Raw genomic sequence first — 17,107 nt, 5'->3', positions numbered from 1 at the left:
GCGGTCGGGTCAGTCCTCACGGAGGCCCACCTTGGCGCCCAGCTTGTAGGCGACCGTGACCATGAACATCAGGGCCAGCACCATGAGCACGCCGATGGCGGCCAGGACGTTGAAGGACCCGTTCTCGAACTGCTCCCAGATGAGGATGGAGAGCACCTCGTTGCCGGGGCTGTACAGCAGGATCGAGCTGGACAGCTCGCGGAAGCTCACCACGAGGATGTAGATGAACCCGGCCGTGATGCCCGGGGAGAGCAGCGGCAGCAGGACCCGGCGGAACGTCGTCCACCAGCTGGCGCCGCTGACCATCGCCGACTCCTCGAGCTCCGCGGAGATCTGGGTCATCGACGTCGAGGCGTAGCGCATGCCGTACGGCATGTACTTGGTGCAGTAGGCGATCAGCAGGATCAGGATCGTCCCGTAGATCGGCAGCGGGAAGCGCAGGTAGACGAAGGAGATGGACAGGCCCAGCACGATGCCGGGGATGACCAGCGGCACGAAGCTCAGCTGCTCGACGATGCCGCGCCCCGGGATGGTGGACCGGACCGAGATCCAGGCCGCGACCGCCATCAGGCTCATCACGATCGCCGCGGAGCTCAGGCCCAGGATCAGGCTGTTCTTCAGGGCCCGTGCCGCGGAGTTCATCTCGAAGACCTGGGCGAAGTTGTCGAAGGTGAAGGAGGCGAACGCCTCCCACGACGGCGCCTGGTAGAAGGGCAGCAGGGCGGCGTAGAGGAGGACCAGCAGCGGCCCCACCACGGTGACGAAGAAGTAGAACAGGATGCCGACGCCGACGACCGGCTTCCACTTGCCCAGGTCCAGCGGCCGCGGGCGGAAGCCCTTGCCGGTGACCGTCTGGTAGGTCTTGCTGCCCTTACCGGCCAGCAGCCGGGTGACGGCGACACCGATGACGGCGACGGCGAGGAGGCTCACCGCGAGGGCGCCGGCCGCGCCGAGGTCCTGCGGGTAGCTCCGGAGCACGAAGTAGATGCGGCTGGTGAAGACGTAGATGCCGTTCTGCAGCCCGAGCAGCGCCGGCACCTCGAAGGACTCGAGGCTGGTGATCAGGATGACCAGGATCGAGGACAGCAGGGCCGGCCGCACCAGCGGGAGGGTCACCTTGCGCAGGGTCTGCATCCGGGAGGCGCCGGACATCAGTGCGGACTCCTCGAGCGAGGGGTCCATCGACCGGAACGCCGCCACCATCAGCAGGAAGACGATCGGCGAGGAGTGCAGGCCCTCGACCCAGATCATCCCCCAGATGGTGAAGATGTTGAACGGGGCCGCACCGAAGATGGGCTCCAGGAAGGCGTTGAGGAGTCCGATCTGCGGGCTGGCCAGGAAGATCCACGAGACCGTGTAGAGGATGCCCGGGACGATCAGCGGCACGATCGACGCGGCGAAGAAGAGGGCCTTGAACGGCACCGCCGTCCGCACGTTCAGGTAGGCAAGGGTCGTGCCCACGGTGATCGACAGCAGCGCCGCACCGCCGGCGAAGGCGAGGGAGTTGCCCCACAGCTCCCCCATCCGGCCATCGCCGTAGGCGCGCTGGAAACTGCCGAGGTCGAGGCCCTGTGCGTCGAAGAAGGTGCCCCAGATGAGGTAGCCCAGCGGCACCAGCGCCAGGTAGCCGATCGCTGCGGCCACACCGGCGACGATGAACATCTTGGGCGTCAGCGGCCAGCGCCACCGGGCCGCTCGGGGCTCCGGCGTGTCGTCGTCAGGCCGGCGCAGCTCCTCCGGCGTCACCGCCGGATCGGCCAGGTTGGCGGTCATCCCGGGGGATCACTCCTTCGTCTGTGGTGGTGCGGGTAGAGGACGGCCCGGCTCGCCGGCGTCGTAGCGCTGGCTCCACTCGGAGCCCTCGTCGAGCAGCTTCTGGCCGTCGACCGCGATGAGCTCCGCCTCGACCTCGGCGGTCGACGGGGTCGCCTCCGCGGCGGCGAGGACCTCCTGGCCCTCCGTGAGCAGCCAGTCCATGAACAGCATGGCCGTCGCGGGGTTCTCCGCGGTCTTCATGCAGCTGCCGCCGTTGGGGCGGGCGATGATCGGGTTGACGTAGGGCTGGGTCTCCAGCGGGGCACCGGCGGCCTTGGCTGCCTCGACGATGTAGGTGTAGTTCGACGAGGCGAGGCCGTACTGGCCGGCGCTCATCAGCTCGGCCATGACCGTGTGGCCCTTGACCACCTTGGCGCCGTCGACGATGTCGGCCCAGAGCTGGTCGACCTCCTCCTGGGTCTTGCCCTGGTCGAGCCAGTAGTTGGTCAGGGCCATGTACCAGTCGTAGTCGCCGAGCTCGAGGGCGAGCTGACCGTCGTACTTCGGGTCGGCCAGGTCCTCCCACACCTCCGGCGGGTCGGAGATGATGTCGGTGTTCCAGCTCGGGGCGAACAGGTTGAACCGGGTCGCGACCCAGTCCTCGTACTGGCCGGCCTCGGGCACCTCCTGGATCCGCTCCGGCGAGGCGCACTGTGCCATCACGTCCTCCTGCTGGAGGGCCATGAGCTCGGTGGCGTTGGTCTCGACCACGTCGTTGCCCGGAAAGCCGGCGTCCTGCTCCTGCAGGACGCGCTGCAGGACCGTCTCCGACCCGGCGCGGTAGACGCTCGGCTCGATGTCGAACTCGTCCTCGAAGGCCTCGGTGACGGCGTCGACCATGTCGGCGTTCATCGACGTGTAGAGATTGAGGCCGTTCTCCTCGGCGGCGAGCTCGACCAGGCGGTCACGACGTTCCTGGCCGGACAGCCCGGCGATCTCCTCGTAGAGCTGCTCGGCCTCGGTCGGGCCGGAGGCCTCGGTGCCGACCGCGTCGCCGGCGGCCGGTGACGCGGTCGGGTTGCCGCCACAGGCGGCCAGGACCATGACGGCGCCGGCGGCCAGAGCGGTACGGGCCAGGGTGCGGGGCTTCCGCATGGATGTGCTCACTTTCTCGGGCAGTTCAGGAGGGATGACGGTCGGGCAGTGGATCGGGCGATCACTCGAGCGCCTGGCCGTTGGCCACGACGTCCTCGTACGCCTTGTTCCAGGTGTCGGGGTCCTCGAGCAGCTTCTCCTCGGGGACAGGGAAGCGGTCCAGCTCGGTGAGCGGGTTCTCCGTGCCCTCGATGGAGCCGATGCGGAACTTCTCGGCGAAGACCTCCTGGCCGCCGGTCAGCTCGAAGTCGACGAAGAGCGTGGCCGCGCAGGGGTTGGTCGCGGTCTTTACCAGCCCGATGCCGTTGGGGCGGACCACGATCGGCTGCACCGGTTCGCCGTTGGCCGGGCGCCAGGCCACCGGGGCGCCGCCGGCGGCGGCCTTGTCGATGGTGTGGCTGTAGGAGGACACCGCCACGTCGAACTGGCCGGCCGAGAGCAGCTCGCCCTGCGTCGTGTGCCCCTTGGCGACCTGCGAGTTCGAGGCGAGGCGGGTCATCATGTCGATGTACTCGTCCTCGGTCCAGCCCTGCTCGTCGACGTAGTAGTCGTGCAGCGCCGCGAACCAGTCGACGTCGCCGAGCTCCATCGAGACCCGGCCCTTCCACTGCGGCTCGGCGAGCTCCTCGAAGGACGTGGGCTCCTGCCCCGGGGGGACGAGGTCGGTGTTCCAGCCGACGACGAAGGCGTTGAACCGGGTCGCGGTCCAGCCCTCGGCCTCCCGGCCCTCCTCCTGCACGGAGTCGCGCAGCTCGCTCTTGTAGGGGTACAGCAGCCCCTCCTGCTCGGCCACGCCGAGCTCGAGCGCGTTGGTCTCGAAGACGTCGGCGCCGTAGTAGCCGGCCTTGTCCTCCTGCAGGATCCGCTGCAGGACCGATTCGGAGCCCGCACGGTAGACGCTGACGTCGATGTCGTAGAGATCCTGGAACGCGTCGACGAGGTCGTCCATGTCGGTGTTGGAGGTGTAGACGTTGAGCTCGCCTTCCTCCTCGGCGCAGGCGACCAGCTCGTCCGTCCGCTCCTGGCCGGACAGGCCGTTGATCCGGTCGTAGGTCTCGACCGCGGCGGTGGCCTCGGCGGAGGACTCCCGGTCGTTCCCGCCGGCTTCGGGGGCGGCGGTCGGCGGACCGCCGCACGCCGATGTCACCAATGCCACTGCAGTCAGGCTGACCAGGGGGACCAGGGTGCGGTTCCGCATGTGCCTCTCCATCGAGGACGGGGCCCGTGGGCCCGTGAACGGGGGTAGTTCCTGTGCCGTCCCGGGCGCGGCCCGGGTCCCTCTCGTGCGGGGTGTGATGCAGTCAACACACCGAAGTCGACATGGTCTAACCATTCGACCAGGCCGTTATGGGACCGTTACACCGCCTCCGGTGCGCGCAACGGCCCGTCCGCGAGCAGGCGGGCGACGTCGCTGACCGTCGTCGCGGCCATGACCTCCCGGGCGGTCTCCGCGACGGGGATGTCCATGCCGACCCGCGCGGCCAGGTCGGCGGTGTTGGCGAGGTCCTTGGCGTGCCAGGTCAGGCGCATCTGCTCCAGCTCCCGCAGCGTGCGGGAGTCGGTCGGACCGTCCTGCAGAGCGGCCCGCAGGACCGGCACCGACACCCCACCGCGCCGCGCCAGCTCCAGGGCCTCGGTGATCGCGGAGATCTGCGCCCAGTGCACCAGGTTGTTGGCGGTCTTCCCGACCTGGCCGGCGCCGAGGGGACCGAGGTGGTGCACCGCCTTCGTCCACGGCTCCAGCAACGACCCGATCCGGGCGAGCACGTCGGCGTCACCCCCGACGAGGAGGTTGATCTCGCCGGCCTCGGCTCCGCGCACCCCACCCGTCAGGGCGGCGTCGAGGACGGCCACCCCGGAGGGCGCGGCTTCGGCGACCGCCTGGCAGGTCTCGGGTCGCACCGAGGAGCACAGGAGCACCACCGCTCCTTCCGCACAGCCGGCCAGTAGCCCGCCCTCGCCGAGGCAGACGCTGCGCACGTCGTCGTCGGTGGGGACGAAGATCGCCACGAGGCCCGCCCCCCGCGCCACGTCCTCGAGTGCGGCGACCGGGCGCGCCCCGAGTTCGACGGCTCGCTCGACGGCGGCGGGGTCGACGTCGTGGACCTGCACCGGCACGCCGCGGCCGAGGAGGTGCCGCACGACGGGAGCGCCCATCGCGCCCAGCCCGATGACGGCGACGAGCGCGGGATCAGCCACGATGAGATCTCCTTCGAGCGGGGCGGCAGCGTGTGCACCGTCACATTGCGCTTAAGGTAATACCTTCAGACCAGGCGTCAAGAGGGGGGCCCGATCGTGCGGTGTCCCTCGTCCAGCCGGCGACGCCCGCCGGGAACCGACGGCACCGGCCGGTTCCGCTCCTGGGGCCGGCGCACGTTCCGGTCCCTGAAGGTGCCGAACTACCGCACCTTCTTCGCCGGCCACGCAGTCAGCGTCATCGGCACCTGGATGCAGCGGGTGGCACAGGACTGGCTCGTGCTGGAGCTGTCCGACTCCGCGGTCGCCGTCGGAGTGGCCGCCGCTCTCCAGGCGGTGCCGACCCTGCTGTTCGGGGTGTGGGGTGGCGTGCTCGTCGACCGGCTGGACCGGCGCCGCACCATCATGGGCACCCAGGCGGCCAGCGCCGTCCTCGCCGCGGTCCTGGCGGCGCTCACCCTCACCGGGACGGTTCAGCTGTGGATGGTCTTCGGGCTGGCTCTGGGCCTGGGTCTGGTCACGGTGCTCGACGTACCGGCGCGACAGGCCTTCGTCACCGAGATGGTCGGCCCGGAGGACTACGTCAACGCGCAGTCGCTCAACTCCACGATCCACAACCTGGGTCGCCTGCTCGGTCCCGCCGCGGCGGGGATCCTGATCGCCTCGGCAGGCAGCGGACTGGCCTTCGCCGTCAACGCCGCTTCGTTCGTGGGAGTACTGCTCAGCCTGTGGCGCGTCGACGCCCACCGCCTCCGCCGCAGTGCGCCCGTCCCCCGCCGGCGGGGCCAGGCGATGGAGAGCCTGCGCTACGTGTGGCACCGCCCCGACCTGCGGGCCTGCATGCTGCTCGTGGCCGTCATCGCCCTCTTCGGCCAGAACTTCCGGGTGGTCCTGCCGCTGTTCGCCCGGGACGCCCTGGGCGGTGGCGCGGCGACCTACGGGTGGCTCACGTCGGCGATGGGGGCCGGAGCGGTCATCGGCGCCCTCGCGAACGCCGGCCGGGAGCGGATCAGCTCCTGGTCGCTCCTGTTGTGGGCGGGGGGCTTCTCCGTCGTGAGCGTGCTCCTGGCCGGAGCCCCCGGGCTCGTCGTCGCCCTGGCGCTGCTCGTGGGGCTGGGCATCACGAACATCAGCTTCAACACCCTCGCCCGGGTGCTGCTGCAGCTGAGCGTGGACGCCTCGATGCAGGGCCGGGTGATCGCCCTGCACGCGACCGTCTTCCTCGGCAGCACGCCGATCGGAGGGCCGCTGCTCGGGTGGGTCTGCGAGGAGTTCGGCTCCCGGGTGGGGCTCCTCCTCAGCGGCCTGGCACCCGCCGCCGCGGCCCTCGCCCTGCTGCCCACGCTCCGGCGCCTGCGCCGACGGGCCGAGGTGGCCGGTCCTCCGGCCGTGGTCGAACCGGGAACCCGCACGACCCCGACCTGATCAGCCCGGGAGCGGAGGGTGCCGCGTCACAGCAGGACCAGCACGGCGATCAGGGCGGTCCCGCCCGCGAGCAGGGTCGATCCGGCGCCCAGCAGCATCGCGCGCCGGCCCGTTCCGAGCAGGACGGTGAGCCGTACGCCGGTGCCGAGGGCGAACAGGGCGGCCGTGAGCGCCAGACGCTGCACGGTGGCGGCGACGTCCAGCGCGGCGTCCGGCACGAGCCCCGTGCTGCGGAGACCGGCCGAGAGCAGGAAGCCGACGACGAACAGCGGTACCAGCGGAGGCCTGCCGGCGTTCGGGGCTGCGCGGCAGCGCCGGAACAGCCCCAGCCCCAGGACCAGTGGCGCCAGCAGCGCCACCCGGCTCAGCTTGACCACGACGGCCACCGCCAGGGCGGTGGACCCAACGGCGGACCCGGCGACCACCACCTGGGCCACCTCGTGCACGGCGGCACCCGCCCAGGCGCCGTACTCCTCGGTGGAGAGGCGCAGCGCGATGCCGAGCGCCGGGAACGCCACCATGGCAAGGGTGCCGTAGACGGTCACGAGCGCCACGGCCAGAGCGACGTCCTCCTCGTCGGAGTCGGTGACCCCCTGCACGGCCGCGACAGCGGCCGCACCGCAGATCGAGAAACCGCTGGCCACCAGGACCGACAGATCCCTGCCGACGTCGAGCAGCCGGCCCAGGAGGAGGCTGCCGAGAAACGTGAGCACCACGGTGATCACCACGATGCCGATGCCTGAGGCGCCGAGACCGATGATGTCCCCGACCGCCAGCTGCAGCCCCAGGAGGACGATGCCGAATCGCAGCACCCGACGCTGCGTGAATGCCAGACCCGGACGCATCCCGGCACGGAGGGCACCGCAGTTGGCGATGATGGCACCCAGGGCGACGGCCACGAGCAGCGAACTCACCGTGGGAAGCAGGGCCGTGACCGACATGGCGGCGACGACGGCTGCGGCGACCACGGCCAGCCCAGGCAGGAGTGGACGCGCCGAGGAGAGCGCCCGCCCCTCCGCTACGGCTCGTCCGGTCATGAAGGCAGTCTGCGATGGGCGGCCGAACCGCCCATCGCCTCCGCCACTCACCGCCAAGCGGCGGTTATGACCGGCGCCACGCTGGGGGAGCTGGAGCTGCTGGTCGCCGTCGCCGAGACCGGCAGTCTCGGCCTGGGTGCCCGGCAGCTGGGCATCAGCCAACCGGCCGCGAGCCAGCGCCTGCGCGGTCTGGAGTCGGCCCTGGGGCTCACCCTCCTGGACCGGCATCGGACAGGCTCGGAGCTGACCGCCCATGGTGCCCTCGTCGTGGGATGGGCACGATCGGTGCTGATCGCCCGGGACCGGCTCACCTCCGGTGCCGAGGCGCTCCGGGAGGGGAACTCGGCGCCCCTGCGGTTGGTCGCCAGTCTGACGACGGCGGAGTTCCTCCTGCCGAGGTGGCTCGTGGAGCTGCGCCGTACCTACCCGACCTTGGGAATCGGCCTCGCCATGGGCAACTCCGCGACGACCGTGCAGGCGGTGCGCCGCGACGAGGCCGATCTGGGCTTCGTCGAGACCCTCGGCGCGCTGCCGGAAGAGCTGTCCTGGCGGACCGTGGCCACCGACCGGCTGACGCTGGTCGTTCCTCCGGACCATCCCTGGAGCCGGTTGGACCAGCCACTGTCACCCGGAGAGCTGGCACGGACCAGCCTCGTGGTGCGGGAGAGCGGCTCCGGCACCCGCGAGACCCTCGCGCTGGCGCTGGACGACGCGGGGCCGCTGGCGCCCCCCGCGCTGGAGGCCGCATCCACCACAGCGGTCAAGAGTGCCGTGCTGTCCGGTCTCGCACCCGCCGTCCTCTCCGCTCTGGCGGTCGAGACGGAACTGTCGAGGGGCTCCCTGGTCGAGGTGCCTCTGGCCGGTGTGGACCTGCGCCGGCCACTGCGGGCGATCTGGCGCCGAGGGCGACCGCTCGCGGCGCCGGCCCGGCGGCTCCTGGATCTGCTCGCCGAGGACCGTCCGGACGGGGGCGACCTGATCGAGCCGGATGGGCAGCGACCCCTCGGGCGGCCGCCGTTCCCGGATTCCCCGTAGCGGGTTCCTTCCGGGGAAACGGCCGCGCCTCGCGGCCGCGGCGGTCATCCCGCCACGAGCGACCAGAGGAGGCCGAGGGACAGCGCCGCCAGCACGAGCTTGAGCGGTTCGACGTCCCGCCAGGCGACCGCCACGGCGACCGCGGCCACGGCCAGCATCTCCACCGGCAGCAGGTCCAACGGCCGGGCGGTGCCCCAGGCCGCCGCGGCGATGAGCCCGGCGATGACGAATCCGGACGACGGCTTGAGCCGGCGCAGGATCCGCTGCATCCGGCCGAGCGCCGCATTGACCGCTCCGGCCCCGAGCACGGTCGGCACGAGGATGCCGAGCATGGCCGCACCCGCTCCCGGCAGGCCGGCGAGGTAGTACCCGACGCCGGCGAGGAAGCCTGCACGCGGGCCCGGGGCCAGGTAGGTGATCGCCAGCGAGAAGGAGAACAGCTCGGGCGGCAGCTTCCCGGTCTCGACCCAGCGCCCCTGGATGAGCGGGATCTGGCCGCTGCCGCCACCGAAGGAGAACAGGGCCGAGAACAGCATGAGCAGGAAGATCTCGACCACACCGACGTCGTCCGTCACCGGTCGCCCTCCTTCGGCTCCGGGCGCAGCAGGAGCGCGCCGACGACGAAGCCGACCACCGCCGAGACCACCAACGGCACGCCGAGCACGACCGATGCGAAGATCGCCACGCTCAGGGCGGTACCGATCTGCCGGTGCCGCCGGCTGCCTTTCTCGCCGCGGACCTGCCGGTAGGCGTTGCCGAACAGGATGCCGACGATCGCGATGCTGACCGCCCGGGTCATCGGCTCCAGGGGGCCGGCCAGCAGCTCGGGGCCGACGAGCACCGCCCCGGCCAGGACCAGCAGGGAGGCCGGCAGGATCAGGCCGAGCGCCCCCAGGAACGACCCGAGCCAGCCGCCCACGCGGAACCCGACCAGCCCGCCGAGGCCGAGGAATCGCGGCGCCGGGATCAGCGTGGCGAGCACGAAAGAGGCCCGCAGCTCCTCCTTGGGCAGCCAGCCGGTGCGGTCGACGAGGTCGCGCTCCAGTTTGTCGGTGGCTGCCCACATCCCGCCGAAGGTCGTGGCGCCGACCTTGAGGAACGTGCCGAACACGCCCAGGTGCCGGCGGAAACCGGTCACGCCGGCCGCACCACGGCCACGACCGGGTCCGGCCGGGCCTCGAGCGCCCAGTCCCGTGTGGACTCAGTCACGGATGTCCTGCAGGAACCACTCGGTCGGGAAGGGATGCCCCAGGCCACGCTCCCGCGCGAGCTGCCACACCCGGCCGCCGACGGCGGCGAACTGCAGCCCTTGCGTCCCGGTGGTGACGAAGAGCGTGATCTCGTCGTCGTTCGTCCGCCCCTGGGCCCGGCCCTGGTGGACGTCGGCCAGCGTGGGGAACACCCCCGTCTGGGCGCCCCTGCTGGCGGGGATCCGCGCCCGCTCGTGCGGCTGGCCGGCGACGTAGGAGGCGATCCCGCCGGCCTTCCACTCCATCCCGGGCACCGGCGTGCCGTGCGGGATGGTGTTGATCCCCAGCTGCAGCGTCCGGTCGGCCCGGTCGATCAGCTCGTGCGAGAGCTCCCGGCGGGTCACGCAGGTGACGTGGGTGCCGGGCGAGAGCCAGGCCGGGTCGAACGTGGCCGTCATGGAGTCGGTGGCCGTCGCCACGATTCCTGCCCCCTCCACCGCCTCCCGCGCCGAGCCGACGGCCGCCACGTCCAGCCCCAGCTCCTCGCGGGCCGCGGCCGCGAACCTCTCCCGGTTGGCCGGCGTGGTGCTGTAGACCCGGACCCGGCGCAGAGGTCGAACCTCGGCGATCGCCTCCAGGTACGTCTGCGCCATCCCGCCCGAGCCGATGAGGCCGAGCGTGTCGGCGTCCTCGCGGGCCATGAGGTCGACGCCGATGCCGGCTGCGGCACCCACGCGGACGTGCTGCAGGTACCCGTCCTGGAGCAGTGCCAGCGGCTCACCGTTGGCGATGCTGTACAGCAGGATGATCCCGGAGTACGTGCCCGGCTCGACGCAGTACTTCTCGCTCGTCCGCCCGGCCGGCCACGACGTCACGTCGGACTTGATGCGCACGGCCACGACGCCGTAGGACCGGCAGGTGCCGGCCATCGAGCCCCACTGGTAGTAGTCGTCCTCCCGCCCGGTCGGTGCGTACAGGTCGATGCGCGGGACGTAGGCGGCGTCGCCGCGCGCGAGGTCGTCGTAACCGGTGCGCAGCGCTGAGATGCCCTCCGCCATGGTGAGCACCGAAGCGACGTCGGCGTTGGTCAGCAGTCGCATGCCTCAGTCCCGGATGTCCTGCAGGAACCACCCGGTCGGCAGTTCGCGGCCGAGGCCGCGCTCGCGGCACTGCTCGTAGACGTGGCCGGCGACGGCGAAGAACTGTGCGCCCTGGATGTTGCCCCGCTCGGAGAAGGTGATCTCCGTGTCACTGGTGCGAGCCTTGTCCGCACCGCTGAGGACGTCCTCGAGGCTGACCACCCGCGGCGTGCCCGGACCCTCCGGTGGGCGCCGCCCCTTGCCATGCGTGTGGTGGGCCCACACCGGGTCCTGCGGGCGGGCGGCGTAGGCGAGGTACTCGTCGGTCGGCCGCCAGGTCGGGTCGTTCAGCGGGGCGGGCACGTTGCCCAGCCGCAACCACACGTCGAAGATCTCCCGGGCGCGGGGGTCGGGGCGGCCGCCGATGGAGGTGACGTGGGTGCCCGGCTCCAGCCAGTCGCCGACGATGACGTCGCCGGCGGCGTCGGTGCAGCCGGAGACGATGTCGGCACCGCGGAAGGCATCCCGGGCCTCGCCGACCGCCACCACATCGATGCCGTGCCTCTCGTTCATCTCCGCGGCGTACCGCTCCCGGTTGGCCTTCGTCGGGCTGTACACCTGCACCCGCTCCAGCGGCCGCACCGTCAGCATCGACTCCAGGTGGCTGCGCGCCATCCCACCCGAACCCAGCATCCCCAGCACCCGCGCGCCCTCTCGCGCGGCGTACTTCACCCCGATCGCCGAGTCCGCCCCGACCCGCATGTGCTGCAGGACACCGTCGTTGAGGATCGCCAGCGGCTCACCGGTCCGCGTCGAGAACAGGAACACCAGCCCGCAGAACGTTCCCGGCTGCACGCAGTGCTTCTCCTGACTGCGCGTCCCGCCGTACTCGACCTCGGTCAGCACGTCGGACTTCATCCGGATCGCGTAGTAACCGGTGGAAGCCGAACCACCCTCCATCGTCCCCCACTGGTAGATCGACTCCCCGTCGACCGGGAAACGCATGTCGATCCGCGGCCGGCAGATCACCTCCCCCGCCGCCAGATCGCGATAGGACCGCTCCAGCACCTCCACGACAGCGGGCGTCTCCAGGACGCTCGCTGTCGTCGCGTTGTCGATCAGCAGCACGGGATCGAGCTCCTCGTCTCAGGAGTGGCGGTGGAAGCCGTCGGTGGACGGCGGGGTGTTCTGTCGGGGCCGGACCGGAAGACGCCGCACAGCGCGCCACCTCGCGCACGGTCACACCTGTGATCTGGCTCTCGGTCTGATGGTTATACCGTCAGCCCGCGGGCTCCAGGAAGGGGGATCGATCGGAACCCTCACTCCGGGGCCTGGTCTCGACGACGCGCTCGCGCAGGGATCGATGCCCATCCGGCCGCCCACCGTCCCCCGATCGGCGGGACCCGCCGCAGGCTGACCTGCTCGCCGGAGAGGTGACGGCGGGACGAGTGATGCCGACGGCCGCCGCGGTCCGACTCGTCCGGTCGCCCGGCCTGGGCCGGTCGGCGCGCGGGGGTGCCCGGCGCCCGGCCGTCACCCACCAACTGTCGCCGAGGTCTTGGAGTGTGACGGACGACATGACATGATGGTCATACCATTCACACGCAGGCTACAGGGCGGCCACGGGAGGTCACGCGCACGAGCGTGCCCCGGGTCGACAAGGAGGCAGACATGGGGAAAAAGGGCCGCGTCTTCGTCAGGGGACTGACCTCGGAGACCTACGGGCTGGGCCACTTCCGCAAGGCGCAGCTGGCCGCCGAGCGGGTGCGCGACGACAGCATCGTCACCGACGACGCCAAGATCGGGCACTCCGGCGACAGCGAGCAGAGCCGCACCTGGTGGCGGATCGGCCCGGGTGACGAGGACTTCCTCACCCAGACCCTGCAGGTCCACTTCGTGGAGCTGCCCGGGGAGACGAGCAACCACGGCCACGGCCACCAGAACGAGGCCGCCTTCTACATCCTCGAGGGCCGCGGCTACGAGATCCACGACGACCAGCGCTACGAGTGGGAGAAGGACGACCTCGTCTTCGTCCACACCGACTCGGTGCACCGGCACTTCAACCCCTACCCGGAGAAGGCCGTCGCCCTCGTCGTCAAGGCGAAGTGCTCCTGGATGTTCATGGGCCTGATCCAGCAGGGCCGCAGCGGCCCGGTGGAGAACGAGGAGAAGTTCGGGCCCCGCGAGGACTGGTCGGCCATCTGGACGCCGGGCGTCCTCGACCGCAAGAAGGTCATCAAGCCCTCCGACTGCACGTGGGAGACCACCCAGCTCGGCCGGGTCCGGGTCATGAACGCCCCGGAGCGCACCGACGCCCGCCAGTTCTCGGTGGACGCCCTGGAGCTGCAGGTGCCTGCCGGCAGCCGCTCGGGCAAGTACTGGAAGATGGCCGACGAGGTCCACTACATCCTCGAGGGCGACGGTTACGCCCTGATGTGGGAGGTGGAGGCGGAGATCGCGGAGAAGTACTACGCCCGCATCGCCAAGGAGCCCACCCGCCACGAGTTCCGCCAGGGCGACACGGTCTACGTGCCGCAGAACCACATCTGCCAGATCTTCGCCGCCGACGGCACGCCGCTGCGGGTGCTCTCCTTCCAGAACCGCCTCTTCAAGCACCTGGGCTACGACAACGTCGCCTACCTCGAGGACGCGCCGGAGTACACCTCGTCGGCCGCCCAGATCGGCGAGCTCGCCGGCCAGGCCTGACCGCCGACTGCCCGACCGGACGGCGCCCCGCGGAACTCCCGCGGGGCGCCGTCGCGCGTCGGGCCCGGCTGCGTCCTCCTGACGCGGTCCGTCGTCCCCGCCTGCTCCGGCACGGACACGGTCAGAGGGGGTGGTCCCCCCGGGTCACCGACCCGGGGGAACCACCCCCTCTGGCGCCCGTGGATCAGTAGCTGTCGACGACCAGCTGCTGGAACTCCTCGGGCGAGTCGAGCACCTCGCGCACCAGCTGCGCGGTCTCCTCGCCGCTGAGCGGGTCCAGCGGCCGCTGCTGGCTCTCCAGCTCCTCGACCAGCTCCTGGTTCTCGATCGCGCACTGGTAGCCCTCGCGCAGCGCCGCGACCCGGTCCTCCTCCATCTGCGGGGAGACGATCAGCGAGCGACCGGTCTCTCCCATCGCGATGAGGTTGTCGACGATGGTCTGCGCGTCGGCGTCGGCCGCCTCGGTGTCGCTGATCGCGGGGGTGTCGGGCAGCAGCGGGTCCGGCTCGTCGTCGACGGTCACGACCGGGCGGACATCACCGGACTCGATCGCACCCAGCTGGCTGTCCACCGGCAACGCGTGCGCGTCGGCGTTCCCGGCGACGACGGCCTGGCGGGCCTCCGTCGAGCCGGCGAAGCCGGTGACGATCTCGTAGGGGAAGCCGTAGGCCTCGCCCAGGATCGTCGGCGCGATGTAGTCGTTCGCACCCGGCCCCTGGGCGACGAAGCGCACCGCCTCCTCGGCGTCGACGATGTCCTGCCAGGTCTGGAAAGGGCTGTCCGGCGACACGACGACCACGTTCGGGGGCGCGGAGACCCGGCCGATCCAGTTGAGGTCGTTCAGGTCGAAGTTGGCGCCCTCGGCGCCGGCGATCTGCGCGGACACCAGACCCACGGTGTTCACGATCTGCAGCCGGTTCTCCGAGGCAGGTGCCGCCGCGGTCTGGTTGGTGGCCACCAGGCCGCCGGCACCCGGCTCGTTGCGGACGACGACGCGCGCGCCCGTGCACTCCTCCAGGTAGGGAGCGATGGCCCGGGCGTAGGCGTCGTAGCCGCCACCGGGCTCGTAGGGGACGACGAGATCCAGATCCTCGCCCTCGAACAGCCCCTCGGCCGCCGCGGAGCCGCCCTCGGCCCCGCCGCCGGAGCCGCCGTCGGACCCGCAGGCGGTGAGCGCTCCGGCGAGCGCCACCGCCACGGCCGCGCTCCGGCCGGCCGACCGCCTGGACGTCGTCATCGTTCCCATCGTGCTCCTTCGTCGTGGGCAGCCGGACCCGGCGGTCGCCGGGACCGAGTGGGTGGTCAGCCGGCGGGCGACCGCACCGCGTCGAGGAACTGCAGGATCCGCGCCGGGGCGGTGTCCTCGGTCTGCTCCGCGACGGGCGCGTCCCAGTACTCGGCGTGCGGCAGGCACTCCTGCAGGTAGCGGGCGGCCGAGGGGGCGTGCGAGTCGTCCTGGCCGGGCACGATCAGCGTCGGCGTGGCCAGGTCGAGCAGGTCCTCCGGCTCGGCGCCGGGCACGGTGTCGCGGTCGAACATCAGCCGCGCCGTCCCGCTGACCAGCAGGGCGTACCGCTCCGGGTCGAGCTCGGCGTACCGGACCGCGAACCCCGGATCGGTCCGGACGACGCTGTTCCAGGGACCCACCCGCGGGTCCTTGCTGAAGCCGAGGTCGGTGCCGCGGATCAGCTCGACCAGCGCCCCGAGGCCGTGCTCCTCCACGAAGGACAGGTGCTGGGCGAACCGGGCGTGCTGCTTCATGCGGTACTTGACCCCACCTGCCGGCGAGTACAGCACCATGCTGGCGACCCGCTCCGGGTGCGCGACGGCGACGGCGGCGGCCGTGGAGCAGCCGACGCAGCCGCCCATGAGGTGGGCAGACGCGATGCCGAGGTGGTCCAGGAGCCCGACGGCCTGGGCGACGTAGTCGGCCCAGCGGATCCGCTGCACCCGCCCGCCGGAGTGGCCCGATTCCCGCCGGTCGAAGGTGATGCAGGTGTAGCTGCCGCTCAGGTGGTCCAGGAGGGACAGCCGCCGGTAGACGCCCACCGTCCGCCAGCTCTCCAGCGTGGAGTCGAACCCCCCGGGGGAGAACATCAGCAGCGCCGGCCCGGAGCCGCTCACCTCGTAGCGGGTCTCGATCCCGTCGATGACGGCGGTGGGCACGATGGGCGTCCTCTCGGTCGGTCGGGTCAGGGCGCGGGCGGGACGGGGATGCCGCCGGGCAGCTGCCGGGCGGCGCGGACGTCGTCGGCGTAGGTGGTCATGGCGTCCAGCGTCAGCCGCGCGACGTTGACGTACGTGTCGGACGCCCCGTCGAGAGCCGTGGCCGCGTAGCCGATCGCGGCGTTGACCATCCGCATGCGGCCGTCCAGCCACGGGCCGCCGCCGAAGCCGCCCACGACCGGGATGGAGACCGCCGCGGCGACCGCGGCACCGACGACCGGGCCGGAGTTGGTGAAGTTCAGCAGGGCCGCTCCGGCCTCCTCGAGCCGCTTGGCCTCGGCGACCATCTCGTCCTGGAGCTCGGCCGGCACCGCGTCGGCCGCCGAGGGGACGGACTTGTACTCCACGCCGTAGCGCAGCGCCGTCTGCGGCGTGATGCCGAACTGCGCGAACACCGGGATACCGGCGCGGTTCACCGCCTCCACCGCGTCGAGGTAGTCCGAGGCGGCGTCGAGCTTCACCATGTCCACGCCGGCCTCCTTCACGAACCGGATCGCCGCGCGGACGGCGCTGTCGGCGCCCTCCTGCAGCGGGCCGAACGGGAAGTCGACGCTGACCAGCGCCCGCGAGACGCCGCGGCGCACGGCCTTGGCGACGACGAGCATCTCCTCCATCGTCACCTCGAAGGGGTTCGAGTGGCCCCAGAGGTTGACGCCCACCGTGTCGCCCACGGAGACGAGGTCGACACCGGCGCGGTCGATGATCCGTGCGATCTGGTAGTCCCAGGCGACGACGCCGACGATCTTGCGCCCGTCGTCCTTCATCCGCTGCAGGTCGCGCAGCCCCACGCGCTCAGACACGGAGCGCGCTCAGCAGGTCCACGACGTCGGCCTCGTCGGCCGAGGGCAGCAGCACCCGGGCGTGCGGCCGCAGCGCCGCCACGGCCGCCGAGGCCGCGGTTCCGGCCTGCGTGCCGTCGCCGACGACCAGGCCGGCCGTCTGGATGCCGCGCTCCCAGCACGCCTTGCCCAGCGTGTAGGCGCAGTCGGCGCCGGCGTCGCTGGTCGCGACCATGACGACGACCGAGGCACTGGCCAGCTCGTCGGCCAGCGTTGCGGGGCCGCCGTCGATGCCGCGCAGCACGACGTCCTGGGCGCCGGACCCGGCCGGCTCGCAGATGTAGAAGCGGGCGTTGGCCCACTCCTGCTGCGCCGTCCGGCGCAGCACCTCGGCGGCGCCGGGGTCCAGGGCGACGACCCTCCCGGCCCGGGAAGGGGCGATCGGCCGGTCGATCCGGTAACGCGCCTCCTCGGCCGTGGCCGCCCGGGCGCAGCTGCTCAGTGTCTGGGTTTCGACAGCCATG

The 17,107-nt window shown here is 71.6% G+C and carries 16 protein-coding genes; 3 read left to right on the top strand and 13 right to left on the bottom strand.

All coding sequences use genetic code 11. The annotated features are described in order from the left end of the window. Positions 1-9: 9 nt before the first annotated feature. The 4 genes from QOZ86_RS02770 to QOZ86_RS02755 form a co-directional block, all read right to left on the bottom strand. The gene (locus QOZ86_RS02770; protein ID WP_284490422.1) at positions 10-1,773 is read right to left on the bottom strand and encodes an ABC transporter permease; all 1,764 of its coding nucleotides are present in this window, start codon (positions 1,771-1,773) and stop codon (positions 10-12) included. A 9-nt stretch (positions 1,774-1,782) separates the two neighbouring features. Continuing rightward, on the bottom strand, positions 1,783-2,910 hold the full coding sequence (locus tag QOZ86_RS02765; protein ID WP_284490421.1) for an ABC transporter substrate-binding protein: 1,128 nt from the start codon (positions 2,908-2,910) through the stop codon (positions 1,783-1,785). A 61-nt stretch (positions 2,911-2,971) separates the two neighbouring features. Beyond that, the gene (locus QOZ86_RS02760; RefSeq protein WP_284490420.1) at positions 2,972-4,108 is read right to left on the bottom strand and encodes an ABC transporter substrate-binding protein; all 1,137 of its coding nucleotides are present in this window, start codon (positions 4,106-4,108) and stop codon (positions 2,972-2,974) included. A gap of 158 nt (positions 4,109-4,266) precedes the next feature. Then, positions 4,267-5,109 carry an NAD(P)-dependent oxidoreductase gene (locus QOZ86_RS02755; RefSeq protein ID WP_284490419.1) on the bottom strand — a complete coding sequence of 281 codons (843 nt, stop codon included), beginning with the start codon at positions 5,107-5,109 and terminating at the stop codon, positions 4,267-4,269. Between the two features lie 192 nt (positions 5,110-5,301). Here QOZ86_RS02755 and QOZ86_RS02750 point away from each other — a divergent pair, with 192 nt between their 5' ends. Beyond that, a complete protein-coding gene (locus QOZ86_RS02750; protein WP_284490418.1) occupies positions 5,302-6,531 on the top strand; it encodes an MFS transporter in 1,230 nt (409 codons plus the stop codon). A gap of 26 nt (positions 6,532-6,557) precedes the next feature. On the opposite strand, the gene QOZ86_RS02745 is transcribed toward QOZ86_RS02750, so the two are convergent. Then, positions 6,558-7,568, bottom strand: a complete 1,011-nt coding sequence (locus tag QOZ86_RS02745) for a YeiH family protein (RefSeq protein WP_284490417.1) — start codon at positions 7,566-7,568, stop codon at positions 6,558-6,560. A 66-nt stretch (positions 7,569-7,634) separates the two neighbouring features. Between QOZ86_RS02745 and QOZ86_RS02740 the strand changes: the two genes are divergently transcribed. Beyond that, positions 7,635-8,603 carry a LysR family transcriptional regulator gene (locus QOZ86_RS02740; protein WP_284490416.1) on the top strand — a complete coding sequence of 323 codons (969 nt, stop codon included), beginning with the start codon at positions 7,635-7,637 and terminating at the stop codon, positions 8,601-8,603. A gap of 44 nt (positions 8,604-8,647) precedes the next feature. Here the strand turns inward: QOZ86_RS02740 and QOZ86_RS02735 are convergent, their stop codons facing one another. From QOZ86_RS02735 to QOZ86_RS02720, 4 genes are all read right to left on the bottom strand, one after another. Then, positions 8,648-9,178: a chromate transporter gene (locus QOZ86_RS02735; protein WP_284490415.1), complete on the bottom strand. Its 531-nt coding sequence runs from the start codon at positions 9,176-9,178 to the stop codon at positions 8,648-8,650. Then, positions 9,175-9,741: a chromate transporter gene (locus QOZ86_RS02730; RefSeq protein ID WP_284490414.1), complete on the bottom strand. Its 567-nt coding sequence runs from the start codon at positions 9,739-9,741 to the stop codon at positions 9,175-9,177. The genes QOZ86_RS02735 and QOZ86_RS02730 overlap by 4 nt, the downstream gene beginning before the upstream one ends. A gap of 63 nt (positions 9,742-9,804) precedes the next feature. Further along, positions 9,805-10,893, bottom strand: coding sequence for an ornithine cyclodeaminase family protein (locus QOZ86_RS02725; RefSeq protein WP_284490413.1), 1,089 nt, complete (start codon positions 10,891-10,893; stop codon positions 9,805-9,807). Positions 10,894-10,896: 3 nt separating this feature from the next. Then, positions 10,897-12,000 (bottom strand): ornithine cyclodeaminase family protein, encoded by a 1,104-nt coding sequence (locus QOZ86_RS02720; protein WP_284490412.1) that lies wholly within the window; start codon positions 11,998-12,000, stop codon positions 10,897-10,899. A gap of 543 nt (positions 12,001-12,543) precedes the next feature. On the opposite strand from QOZ86_RS02720, the gene QOZ86_RS02715 reads away from it, so the two are divergent. After that, on the top strand, positions 12,544-13,578 hold the full coding sequence (locus QOZ86_RS02715; protein WP_284490411.1) for a cupin domain-containing protein: 1,035 nt from the start codon (positions 12,544-12,546) through the stop codon (positions 13,576-13,578). Positions 13,579-13,762: 184 nt separating this feature from the next. Here the strand turns inward: QOZ86_RS02715 and QOZ86_RS02710 are convergent, their stop codons facing one another. The 4 genes from QOZ86_RS02710 to QOZ86_RS02695 form a co-directional block, all read right to left on the bottom strand. Then, positions 13,763-14,815, bottom strand: coding sequence for a tripartite tricarboxylate transporter substrate-binding protein (locus QOZ86_RS02710; protein WP_284490410.1), 1,053 nt, complete (start codon positions 14,813-14,815; stop codon positions 13,763-13,765). 65 nt (positions 14,816-14,880) lie between these two features. Further along, a complete protein-coding gene (locus QOZ86_RS02705) occupies positions 14,881-15,744 on the bottom strand; it encodes an alpha/beta fold hydrolase (protein WP_284490409.1) in 864 nt (287 codons plus the stop codon). 26 nt (positions 15,745-15,770) lie between these two features. Beyond that, entirely contained in the window at positions 15,771-16,604 is an 834-nt protein-coding gene (locus QOZ86_RS02700; RefSeq protein ID WP_284490408.1) for a 3-methyl-2-oxobutanoate hydroxymethyltransferase, read from the bottom strand. Continuing rightward, a complete protein-coding gene (locus tag QOZ86_RS02695) occupies positions 16,597-17,106 on the bottom strand; it encodes a hypothetical protein (protein WP_284490407.1) in 510 nt (169 codons plus the stop codon). Before QOZ86_RS02695 ends, QOZ86_RS02700 begins: the two co-directional genes overlap by 8 nt. Position 17,107: the final 1 nt, after the last annotated feature.

Origin of the sequence: Blastococcus capsensis (genome assembly GCF_030165005.1) — a bacterium.
In the GTDB taxonomy this organism is placed as follows: Bacteria; Actinomycetota; Actinomycetes; order Mycobacteriales; family Geodermatophilaceae; genus Blastococcus; species Blastococcus capsensis.
The sequence above is the reverse complement of the archived record's forward strand: the minus strand, read 5'-3'. Positions and strand labels throughout refer to the sequence as shown.